At 33.4% G+C, this 12385-nt stretch carries 11 protein-coding genes; all 11 read left to right on the top strand.

Annotation, left to right across the window (positions count from 1 at the left end; all coding sequences use genetic code 11):
* Positions 1–98 precede the first annotated feature (98 nt).
* Positions 99–338: a helix-turn-helix domain-containing protein gene (locus H0I41_RS09360; RefSeq protein ID WP_044496655.1), complete on the top strand. Its 240-nt coding sequence runs from the start codon at positions 99–101 to the stop codon at positions 336–338.
* Positions 287–925: a hypothetical protein gene (locus H0I41_RS02270; protein WP_011161600.1), complete on the top strand. Its 639-nt coding sequence runs from the start codon at positions 287–289 to the stop codon at positions 923–925. The genes H0I41_RS09360 and H0I41_RS02270 overlap by 52 nt, the downstream gene beginning before the upstream one ends.
* Positions 926–1529: 604 nt before the next feature.
* Entirely contained in the window at positions 1530–3293 is a 1764-nt protein-coding gene (locus H0I41_RS02275) for an ABC transporter ATP-binding protein (RefSeq protein ID WP_182094576.1), read from the top strand.
* A gap of 135 nt (positions 3294–3428) precedes the next feature.
* Complete coding sequence (locus tag H0I41_RS02280; RefSeq protein WP_162222137.1) at positions 3429–3767, top strand: helix-turn-helix domain-containing protein; 339 nt, start codon at positions 3429–3431, stop codon at positions 3765–3767.
* 11 nt (positions 3768–3778) lie between these two features.
* Positions 3779–4249 (top strand): hypothetical protein, encoded by a 471-nt coding sequence (locus H0I41_RS02285; RefSeq protein ID WP_135014535.1) that lies wholly within the window; start codon positions 3779–3781, stop codon positions 4247–4249.
* Positions 4250–4353: 104 nt separating this feature from the next.
* Positions 4354–5616, top strand: a complete 1263-nt coding sequence (locus tag H0I41_RS02290) for an MFS transporter (protein WP_162222138.1) — start codon at positions 4354–4356, stop codon at positions 5614–5616.
* Between the two features lie 112 nt (positions 5617–5728).
* Complete coding sequence (gene mutS / locus H0I41_RS02295) at positions 5729–8302, top strand: DNA mismatch repair protein MutS (RefSeq protein ID WP_162222139.1); 2574 nt, start codon at positions 5729–5731, stop codon at positions 8300–8302.
* Between the two features lie 5 nt (positions 8303–8307).
* Positions 8308–10200, top strand: coding sequence for a DNA mismatch repair endonuclease MutL (gene mutL, locus H0I41_RS02300; RefSeq protein WP_011161603.1), 1893 nt, complete (start codon positions 8308–8310; stop codon positions 10198–10200).
* 5 nt (positions 10201–10205) lie between these two features.
* Positions 10206–10784: a Holliday junction branch migration protein RuvA gene (ruvA, locus tag H0I41_RS02305; protein ID WP_011161604.1), complete on the top strand. Its 579-nt coding sequence runs from the start codon at positions 10206–10208 to the stop codon at positions 10782–10784.
* Positions 10785–10812: 28 nt separating this feature from the next.
* Positions 10813–11832 carry a Holliday junction branch migration DNA helicase RuvB gene (gene ruvB / locus H0I41_RS02310; protein WP_135014537.1) on the top strand — a complete coding sequence of 340 codons (1020 nt, stop codon included), beginning with the start codon at positions 10813–10815 and terminating at the stop codon, positions 11830–11832.
* Between the two features lie 60 nt (positions 11833–11892).
* Positions 11893–12348: a preprotein translocase subunit YajC gene (gene yajC, locus H0I41_RS02315; protein WP_044496656.1), complete on the top strand. Its 456-nt coding sequence runs from the start codon at positions 11893–11895 to the stop codon at positions 12346–12348.
* The last annotated feature ends 37 nt before the right edge of the window (positions 12349–12385 follow it).

Here is a 12385-nt window from a genome sequence, read left to right on the forward strand (position 1 = left end):
TGATTTTTGATGATCATGGAGTGTTTTTGTGTAGTAGAGTATAATATCTTAATAAAAAATTACAGTTTAATTTTTTATTAAGAAAGAAGATGACAGTGATGACCATTGGCGAAGCTTTAAAAGAAACTAGAAAAAATCTAGGATTATCTCAAACTGAGATGGCGTATCCTATTCTGACAAAATCATATTATTCTAAAATTGAGCGGGGAATCCACGAGATTAATGCCAGTGATTTAATTAAGATTTTAGAAATGCATGATGTTGATATTAGTAAATTTCTAGTAAAATGCGGGTTAAGGATAATAGAATTGATAAAGAATATTGGGGAGAGCAGCTAAGCCAGGCCTACTATGATCAAGACTTGAATAAGGTTAAAGAACTAGAATTAGAAATACCAAATATTAAAACAGATAACTATACTAAAGATCTTTTAAAATCAATGATTATTCTGAATAAGGCAAATTTACAGGGGAGTATAGATACCTTACCTGATGAAATAAAAAAACATGTTAAATCTCTAATTTTCAAAGCAGAAAATTGGAATAAAGAAAATCTCAGTTTATTCTCAATTAGTCTTCCTTTATGGTCAGATCAAGAAATGAAACCAATAGTAACATCTCTTTTGAAAAAATATGTTAATATTGAAAACTTTCCACGAGAGATGCAAATTTTAGTCTCTTCAATAATGGTTAATTATCTGTCCCTATTGATTAGATCATCATCACAAAATTTAGACTTAGTAGAAGATATATTCATTTTATTAGACAATTTACCAGTAAAACCATTAAATTGCTTTGGAAAAATAATGAAAAATTTTTATCGAGCATATTTTCAAGGCGATGAGGAAAAAATACAGGATATCCTAGACTTTTTTACTAACAACGATATGAATAAAATTTCTGAAATTTTAAAGGTGTCAATTTAGACACTTTTTATTTTGCACTAAAGATGTGAGTAAAATGACAAATATAAAAAATAATTGCCTGGAAATATAATCATTTTCATAATCAGATTTATATGGATTTGAATTGGAACATGACATATAGTTTTCATATTTTACAATAATGGAATGAGTTACGTATGAATAATCAATTTCAATTTTATCTTATAATACTATCAATAATCGTAAGTTTTATTCTCTATTATATTATTCGACCAAGAATTCCAATTTTATACGAAGCGTTAGTATGTACGTATGTAACTCTATTTTGTCTGTATTTAGTAATACAAGGAGAATACATACTATTAATCGGTGTAGTTATTTTTACTGTATTATCTATTTACTATTGGAAAAAATATTATACTAAAAAAAGTAACTAATTCTTTAAATAGGAAATTCTATATTAATTAACACATTATTAATAAAAAATGGATTTATATAGTATAATCTAATAAAAATATTAAATAAGGAGGATCAAATTATGCCGACAGTAGTATTAAATGCTCATCAAAATTTACAAGACAATAAATAGGTGAGCGGAGAATAATTACAATTCATTTTGTTGAATCCGTTCATCAAGGAGGACAAAATGAATCACGTTAAAAAATTAAATCAGTACTTCAAAGAATTAGCTAGAACTTATCATTTATTCTTTAAATCAGCACCTCTAATTGCGACTTGCGTTTTATTATTAGCACCCTTGCAAGCGGTAGTTCTGTTAATTGCCGTAGCAGCTGGACAAAAGGTAATTGATCAAGTTACTAATCATTCACCCTTTATGGAAATGATCATTGTATGGATTGTAGCGACTGCGTTTCAACAGTTTTTACCATCTTTATCAACAATGGTGCAGGGAATTTTAACTGATAAATTAACAGGTTTCATTAACATTAGTTTGATGAAAAAATCTGAAGATTTACAGTCAATTAGGATTTTTGACGACAGTAAATACTTTGATGATTTACAAATGCTTCGAGATGATGCAAGCTGGCGTCCAGTTAATTTGATTGTTTTTGGAGTATCAGTTTTGCAGTCGTTTCTAACGTTAGCTTTTATGTTAGTGTACTTGGCTCGCTATAATCGGTGGCTGGCGCTTTTATTATTAGTTGTAATGGTGCCGCAAAGTATTTCTTATTACCGTATTCAGCAGCAATCATTTGAGACAATGGTTGAAAGAAGCAAGAATGCTAGATACTTACATTACTATAGTAGTTTGTTGTTAGACCGCAGGGATGCTAAAGAAGTTCGACTTTTTAATATGTTTCCTAAAATTACTGAAAAGTATACGACCTTATTTGAACAGACTAAAAGGGATGTAAATCAAATTCGTAAAAAGCAACTCGCTGTTAGTTCATTATTTGTTCTTCTAACTGTTGGAGTGGTTGGTTACGGTTTTTATTGGTTGACTAACTCGGTAAGAACTGGTGCTCTAGAAGTTGGCGTTTTGTTAATGTTTGTTTCTGTAATTGGTTATATTTCCACAAGTATGGCACGAGTAGTGGAAGATAGCAGTCTACTCTATGATTCCTTACTGTGGATTGAAAAGTACTTTAATTTTCTTGAATATCACGATGATTTTAAAAATGGAAAGCAAGAATTTCCTGATGAGTTTAAGAAGATTGAAGTTAAGGATCTTTCATTTACATACCCATTTTCCGATGATGAAGTTTTACACAATATTAGTTTTTCAGTAAATAGTGGCGAAAAGATCGCAATTGTTGGTGAAAATGGATCAGGAAAATCTACTTTAGTAAAGTTGTTAATGAGATTTTATGACCCGACTACTGGAGCTATTTCAATTGATGATGATAATTTAAAAGATTTTAGTATTTTTGACTTACATAAAAATTTATCAGCTACTTTCCAAGATTTTTCTCGTTTTAAGTTAACGCTTAAAGAAAATGTGATTACGGGATATTCATTTAATGAAGAGCGAGTAAATAATGTTTTGAAAGCAGCAGGCTTAAATAATTTGCTGGCAAATGATCATCTGCAACTAAGCACGATTCTAGCTAAAGATTTTGAAAATGGAACTGACTTATCCGGTGGTCAATGGCAGAAGATTGCTTTAGCACGAGACTTATACGCAAATGGTAAAATTGAATTTTTAGATGAACCAACAGCAGCGTTAGATGCTAAGAGTGAAGCAGAAATTTATGAGCGATTTTTAAGAGAAAACAACCAAAAGACGATCTTCTTTGTTACGCATAGACTGTCTGCAGTTAAGTTTGCTGATAAAGTACTCTTCCTTGATAGTGGAAAAGTTAGTGGCTTTGATACTCATGCTAATTTATTAAATAAAAATGCAAAATATCAAGAAATGTATAACTTACAGAAAAATGCATATATTTAATGTTAGAAAAATTCTTCATGCAAGCAGGCATGGAGAATTTTTTTATATAATTCATATGAAAACAGAGTGAAGATCAATTCTAATTGACTTAAAATTATTCGTAAATAAAGAAATAGGAAAAATATGGTGGGAACAATGGAAAGAACCGAGATAGGCAAATTTTTATATCAAGAACGTAAAAAGAGACACTTAACACAGAAAAAATTTCTAGGGGGAATAGTTTCCGTTTCCCAGTATTCACGCGTAGAAAGTGGAGAGCAGGATTTAAGGACGAGTGAATTTTTTAAAATAGTGCAGCTGAATCATATTAATATTACTGATTTATTAAATCCAAAGGATCAAAGAGACAGTAAGGAACTAGAAGATAAAAAACTAAATGAATTGGCTGTTGCATTTTATGAACGAGATCTTAATAAGATAAAGCAAATTGAAGAAGAGTCTAAAAAAATGATGGTCTTACTACTTTATTACTAGACGCTACTTTGATGGAAAAAATTTTAGAAAATAATCTTGATGATCTTGATCCAAAAATAATAGAAAAATTTTCAAAAAAACTAGATGAAGCTGAAGATTGGACAACAGATAAGGTTTTTCTACAATTATTTGGAAGTTCAATGATGATCTTTAATATGGATCGATTGAATATGTATATGAAAGAAATTGTGAAAAGATATGGGGACACAATAAATCAATATTCTTTTGAAAGACAGAGAAGAATAGGTTCTATCTGTATTAATTATTTAGGGAGAAGCTATAAAGACAATGATAGAACTCAATTAAGTCAAGTTTTGTTGATCCTTTATAATATGTCAGCTATTCCAGATTTATTAATGTATAAGTTACTTGGCCAATATTTTGAAGCATTATTTACAAATGATAGAGAAAAAGCTGATGAGTTGCTAAAAGTGTTATCTTTCTCAGGTTATGAGATATTCGTAATGAACTTGCCAAAATAATTTGCAAATTTGCAAATTTTAACAAATATAGCTGAGAAATGATTATAGTTTAATTAAACATTTATTCAATCGCTAGAAAATAATAATATGAAAGGGCTAGTTCCATGAACGAATATTTAAAAAATATAAAGTACCGTACCCTTCTAAATTCTGACTTAATTGATTCAATTGGTAATAGCTTATATGATATTGTTTTTGTCATTTATGCTAGTACTGTTCCAAATAAATCTCTTGCTGTTTCACTCGCTTCAATGGCTACTATAGTACCGGCTTTATTATCAGTGATAATTGGTGTTTGGGCAGATCGAGCTTCTAAAAAAGTAAACTATATGATTCTTACTCGTTTGAGCCAGGCACTACTTTTTATGGCAATCACATTTTTAATCGGTTTGAATAAATCTTTTGGGCTATTTTTAGTATTGCTGCTGATTAATATCATTTCAGATATTTTAGGAAATTTTGGAAATGGTTTATCGCTTCCGCTCTTGCAGCATTCGGTTGCTGAAAAAGATTTAAACTCAGCAATGGGATTATATACTGCTTCTAACACCACTATTCAAGTAGTTTTTCAGGCTATTGGAGCTACATTAATTGTCGGCTTTAATTATAATTATCCGCTTTTTGGATTGATTAATGCAGTGACATTTGGTCTTGCTGGACTAATTATTTTTGCTCATAGGCAACAACTCCAAGTTGCTGAAAGCCAGATAAAAATTTTGAATAATGATAATACAGGATCAAATAGCTCTCTCAGAAATTCATTTAATCTCTTAACTAGAAAAAAGAGATTATTAATAATTATAATATTAGCTGTTTGCATCAATTTTTTAGGTGCAGCCATGATTCCATTAATTAATGTCTCACTTTTAAAATATAAAGCATTATATTTTTTAAATTATGGGTATACTGTTGCTGGAATAAACATTCTATTTTCAGTAGGTACTATTTTAGGTGCTTTATTTGTTAATGATTTTTTTAAGAAAAGTTCTATTGAGAGTTTGCTAAGTTACTGTTCACTTTCCTTGTTACTACTAGCTATCGTACTTATTAGACATACATCGTTTTGGCTATTAGCAATTATTATTTTAATTACAGGATATTTAGCTGGAAAAATAAATCCTCGCCTCAGTGCTTTAATTATGACGATAGTACCTGATACGCAGTTGGCATCTACAAATGGTCTTTTTCAAATGTTAGTATTAATTGGTGCGCCTATAGGACAAGTATTATTTTTAGGAATAGCAAATGGATTTTCTCCTTTATATAGCTGGATTCTATTTTCAATATTGGCTGTAGTTTTAGTGATTATAACTTCCTTTTTCAAAGTGAAATTAAAAAGATCTATATCCCTCTCAGTTGATGAATAGTATAAAATTCTTCATGCAATTAGGCATGGAGAATTTTTTTGCGTCTCAAGAGTTAACATTTTTACGTTATAATAGAACATAGGTTTTTGGAAGAAAGGATATTTGGTAACGAATGGCAAAAAAAGATACGACACCGATGATGAAGCAATATTACGAAATTAAGGAACAATATCCCGATGCGTTTTTGTTTTATCGTGTGGGTGATTTCTATGAATTATTTGAAGATGATGCAATCAAAGGTGCACAAATTCTAGAATTAACCTTAACTCATCGTTCAAATAAAACTAAAAATCCAATTCCAATGGCAGGCGTGCCTCATTTAGCTGTGGATACTTACGTTAATACTTTAGTAGAAAAGGGCTATAAAGTAGCACTTTGTGAACAACTTGAAGATCCGAAAAAAGCTAAAGGGATGGTTAAACGCGGAATTATTCAATTAATTACGCCGGGTACCATGATGCAAGAGCGGCCAGATCAAGCAAAAGACAGCAACTATTTAACTTCTGTTATTTCTACAAATTCTGGCTTTGGTTTAGCCTACAGTGACTTATCCACTGGGGAAACTTTTTCCACTCATCTAACTGACTTTGAAGCAGTAGCAAACGAATTATTGTCACTTCAAACACGAGAAGTTGTGTATAACGGCCACTTAACTGACTTAAATAAGGACTTTTTGAAGAAGGCTAATATTACTGTTTCTGAACCTGTTGAAGTTAAAGGTGAACATGCAGAAATTTCTTATGTAGCTCAGAATTTAACTGATGACGCTGAAATTAAAGCTACTAAGCAATTAGTTGCATATCTTCTTTCAACCCAAAAGCGTAGTTTAGCCCACCTGCAAGTTGCTCAAAGCTACGAACCAACGCAATACTTACAGATGTCTCACACGGTTCAAACTAACTTAGAGTTAATTAAGTCAGCTAAAACATCTAAGAAGATGGGTTCTTTATTCTGGCTTTTAGATAAGACTAGTACTGCTATGGGTGGACGTTTATTAAAATCTTGGATTGAGCGACCACTTCTTTCAGTTACAGAAATTACACGTCGTCAAGAAATGGTTCAAGCCCTTCTTGATGATTACTTTACCCGTGAAAAAGTTATCGACAGCTTAAAGGGTGTGTATGACTTAGAAAGATTAACAGGTCGAATTGCTTTTGGTTCAGTTAATGCACGTGAAATGCTTCAATTAGCGCATTCTTTAGGTGCAATTCCTGAAATTTTGAATGCACTGCTTGAAACAAGTAATCCACATCTGCAAAACTATGCTAAACAAATTGACCCACTAAAAGGAATTCATGACCTAATCGTCAACACCATTGTGGATAATCCGCCACTTCCAACGACTGAAGGTGGATTAATTAGAGAGGGCGTTTCAGAACAATTAGACCGCTACCGGGATGCCATGAATAATGGTAAGAAGTGGCTATCTGAAATGGAAAGTCATGAACGTGAAGTAACTGGAATTAATAATCTAAAAGTTGGTTATAACAAAGTCTTTGGCTACTATATTGAAGTTACAAATTCGAATAAGAGTAAGGTGCCAACTGATCGCTACACTAGAAAGCAGACCCTAACTAATGCAGAACGTTATATTACGCCTGACTTAAAGGAACATGAAGCTTTAATTTTAGAAGCTGAAGCAAAATCAACTGGTCTAGAATATGATTTATTTGTAAAGCTGAGAGAAGATGTTAAAAAGTACATCCCTGCCTTGCAAAAACTAGCTAAACAAATCGCAAGTCTAGATGTTTTAACTAATTTTGCGACAGTTAGTGAACAAAATAATTATGTTCGTCCTAACTTTGTGACTGATAAGCAAGAAATTAATGTAGTTAATGGACGCCACCCAGTTGTTGAACAAGTCATGACTGCAGGTAGTTATATTCCAAATGACGTGAAGATGGATCAAGATACTAATATTTTCTTGATTACTGGACCAAATATGTCTGGTAAATCAACCTATATGCGTCAGATGGCTTTAATTGCAATCATGGCGCAGATTGGTTCTTTTGTTCCAGCTGATAGTGCAACCTTACCAATTTTTGACCAAATTTTTACTCGAATTGGTGCAGCAGATGATTTGATTTCTGGCCAGAGTACTTTTATGGTAGAAATGAGCGAAGCAAACGACGCTTTGCAACATGCAACTAAGCGGTCGCTAGTTTTGTTTGATGAAATTGGCCGAGGTACAGCTACTTATGATGGAATGGCACTTGCTGGTGCAATTGTTAAGTACCTTCATGACAAAGTTGGCGCAAAGGCCTTGTTTGCTACACACTACCATGAATTAACCGATTTAGATCAAACGCTCAAGCATTTGAAGAATATTCATGTAGGAGCAACAGAAGAAAATGGAAAGTTAATTTTCTTACACAAGATTCTTCCAGGACCTGCCGATCAATCTTATGGTATTCATGTTGCTCAATTAGCAGGTTTACCACACAAGGTTTTGCGTGAAGCAACAACAATGCTTAAGCGGTTAGAAAAGCAAGGCGCTAGTGAACTGCAACCAGCTAGTGAACAACTTGATCTCTTTGTTCCTGAAGAAGCGAGTGCACCAGCAATTTCAGATGATGAAAAAGATGTATTAGATGAGATTCAAAATGTGTATCTTGCTGACAAGACACCCCTCCAAGTTATGGAATTAGTGGCTCAGTGGCAGCAGGAATTGAAAGATAAGGACTGAGAATCATGAGTAAAATTCATGAACTGTCGCCTGAACTAACTAATCAGATTGCAGCTGGTGAAGTTATTGAAAGACCAGCGAGTGTTGTAAAAGAATTATGTGAAAATTCTCTTGATGCAGGAAGCAAGCGAATCAGAATTGACTTTATTGATGCTGGGTTAAAGCAAATTACAGTTCAAGATAATGGTAGCGGAATTGCTAAAGATCAAATTGATTTAGCCTTTACTCGTCACGCAACTAGTAAGATTGCGACTGAACGAGACCTATTTAATATTTCTACTTTAGGATTTCGCGGAGAAGCTTTAGCCTCAATTGCAGCTGTTTCTCATGTAGAAGTAACGACAAGTAATGATAATTTAGGTGGCGTACGGGCAATTTTTTCAGGTAGTGAAAAGAAGCTTCAAGAGGATGCAGCTTCGCCTAAAGGAACCAAAATTACAGTTAGCGACTTATTCTTTAATACGCCAGCTCGTTTAAAATATTTGCGCTCTGAAAGAACTGAAATTTTAAAGATTGTTGATATTGTTAACCGTTTAGCTTTAGGACATCCAGACGTTTCGTTTACCTTAACTAATAATGGCAAAGTCTTGTTAAAGACCAATGGGCGTGATGATTTAAGGCAAGACATAGCTAATATTTATGGTCGGCAGCTTGCTGAAAAAATGAACATCCTTAAGGGAAAGAGCCCAGACTTTGAGATTAGCGGCTTAATTTCTGATCCTAATACTACTCGGTCGAACCGCAACTTTATTTCCTTATTATTAAATGGACGCTATATCAAAAACTACCGGTTAACCCAAGCAATTATGGCTGGCTATGGCAATAAATTAAGACCGCGTCGTTATCCGATTGCAGTAGTAAAGATTGAACTTGACCCTCTTTTAGTTGATGTCAATGTTCACCCAACTAAGCAAGAAGTGCGTTTGTCAAAGGAACAAGAGTTAGAGCGTCTGTTAACTACTAGTATTTCTGAAGCTTTAGAACAAAATAATCAGATTGATTCAGGGTTAAATAATTTATTAGCGCCTAAAAAATCAACTAATATTGATCAATTGAAATTCAACTTAAATAAAGATGTAGTTAATACTGCTCGTCCTGTTGAATTTACTCCGCAAGTTGAACCTGACCAAAACGCTGAAGTGCATGAAACTGGTGCTAATTTTGTTAGCTTAGACCAGGTGCGTAATGATGATAAATATGTGATTACGTCAACGTGGAATGACAACGTAAATCAACAAGTACAATTGAGTCCTTTTGATGAAGAAAAGGATATGCAAGGAAAAGATGATAGTATTATCTCATCTGGAGATGAAATTTTAGCTAATAATCTACCTGAATTGACTTATATGGGACAAACTAAGTCTTACTTGATTGCTCACCATGAGGAAGATCTGTATTTAATTGATCAGGTTAACGCATATCGCCGTTTAGCTTATGATCAAATTCTTCAAGATTTAAATAGTGAAAATATTTCTCAGCAAGGTCTTCTTAGTCCCTTAATTTTGGACTTTAGCAATGTTGATTATTTGAAATTAAAAGAAAATCTAGAAAATCTTCAAGAATTTGGCTTATTTTTAGAAGATTTTGGTCAAAATAGCCTGATCTTGAGAACATATCCTATGTGGCTTCAGCCCGATGCTGAAAAAAATGTCCGGATGATTTTGGACTTATATTTAAATCAAACTGAGCATGATATTTCTAAGCTTAAAGCGCAAATTGCTGGCGAAATAACTATGCGTCAAAGTGCTAGAAGAAGAATGCTCAATCCAGTTGAAGCACAAGAGTTGTTAAAAGAATTAAGAAATAGTAGTGATCCTTATCAAGATTTTGAAGGAAAAATAATTATTATCCAGTTAAGCGAAAATGATCTTAACAAGATGTTTAAAAAAGATGAGTAGGTAAAATGTTTGAATATCTCAAGGGAATAGTAACAAAAATTGATCCAGCTTATATCGTTCTAGATGTAAACGGAGTTGGCTATAAGATTCTTTGTCCCACTCCTTATAGTTATGATGAAAATCAACCTGCAACAATTTACGTTGAGCAAGTTGTAAGAGATACCGGAATTACTTTGTATGGTTTTTTGTCTTTAGAAGATAAAGAATTATTTTTAAAATTATTAAGTGTTTCAGGAATTGGACCTAAGTCTGCTGTGGCAATTATGGCTGCTGAAGATACTGATTCTTTGGCTAGTGCAATTCAAAATGGTGAAGTAAAATACCTGACTCGTTTCCCGGGAGTAGGAAAAAAGACTGCTTCCCAGATTGTCTTAGACTTGAAGGGAAAACTAGGCGACTATGTAAAAAAATCAACTGCTGCTGCCGATCTTACTCCAAGTCTGCAAGATGCTTTACTTGCCTTAGTAGCACTTGGTTATACCCAAAAAGAAGTTGATCGAATTACGCCAAAATTAGCAAAATTACCTGAAAACACTGCTGATGGTTATGTTAAGGAAGCATTGGCTTTACTACTTAAGAAATAAAATTTAGAAATTAATTGATGATAGGGAAGTGAAAGATGTGAACGAGGAAGAACGAATTATAGGAGCAGAAAGTAGTGAAGAAGATGAAACAATCGAATTATCGCTGCGTCCGCAACTACTTGCTCAATATATTGGACAAGATAAAGTTAAGAGCGAGATGAAAATATACATTAAAGCAGCAAAACAACGTGATGAAGCTTTAGATCATGTTCTTTTGTATGGACCTCCTGGATTAGGTAAGACTACTTTGGCTTTTGTAATTGCTAATGAAATGGGGGTTCATTTAAAGAGTACATCCGGACCAGCAATTGAAAAGGCTGGAGACTTAGTAGCGCTGCTTTCAGAATTGAATCCGGGGGATGTTCTATTCATTGATGAGATCCACCGTTTAGCAAAACCCGTGGAAGAAGTTCTCTATTCAGCAATGGAAGATTTTTATATCGACATTGTTGTTGGAGAAGGTCAAACAACACATGCAGTCCATGTACCGCTACCTCCTTTTACCTTAATTGGGGCAACCACTAGAGCGGGTCAACTGTCTGCGCCGCTAAGAGATCGTTTTGGAATTATTGAACATATGCAGTACTATTCTGTTGAAGATTTGGAAAAAATAATTCAAAGATCTAGTGTAGTCTTTAATACAAAGATTGATCCTGAAGCAGCAATTGAATTAGCACGTCGCTCTCGTGGCACGCCTCGTGTTGCTAACCGCTTGCTTAAACGTGTGCGTGATTTTGCTGAAGTAAAGGGTAAAGAAGCTATTTCGTTAGTAACAACTAAGCACTCACTTCATTTATTAGAAGTTGACGATGAAGGACTAGACCAGACGGACCGGAAGCTTTTAAGAATGATGATTGAAAACTATGGCGGAGGTCCAGTTGGGATTAAGACAATTGCAGCTAATGTAGGGGAAGATACAGATACAATTGAAGAAGTATATGAACCGTACTTACTGCAAAAAGGTTTTATTACTCGAACTCCTCGAGGCAGAAGCGTTACACAAAAAGCTTATCTGCAATTAGGTTATCCACCAAAAGATGAAAAGTAAGTTTTTAGTTAAGCTAAAAATACGGTATAATTATTACTTGAAAGTTAATTAATAAAAACAATGAGGTGTAATACTTTGAATACATTTTTCTTAGCACAAAGTGCTGCCGGTATGAATAATATTTTTATGATCATTGCAATGATTGCAATTTTTGTTTTCTTCTATTTCTCAATGATCAAGCCACAAAAAAAGCAACAACAAGAACGTATGAAGATGATGTCTGAACTTAAGAAGGGCGACCAAGTAATTATGGTTGATGGTCTTCATGGTAAAGTTGATTCAATTAATGATAGTGATAAGACTGTCGTTATTGATGCGGACGGAATCTTTTTAACATTTGAAAGAATGGCTATTCGTCGTGTTCTTCCAACTGCTGCAGCTCCTGCACAAGACCTTAAGTCTAATGAAGCTAAAGAAGAAAAAGTTGAAACTGAAGAAAAGACTGTTGAAAAAGACAGTAAGCCAGAAGAAAAAGCTACTGATACAACTGAAAACACTAATTCAGAAGATAAATAAAGAACGTCCGCAAGGACGTTTTTTATTTTTTTATTGT

The sequence above is a fragment of the Lactobacillus johnsonii genome (assembly GCF_014058685.1).
Lineage (GTDB): Bacteria > Bacillota > Bacilli > Lactobacillales > Lactobacillaceae > Lactobacillus.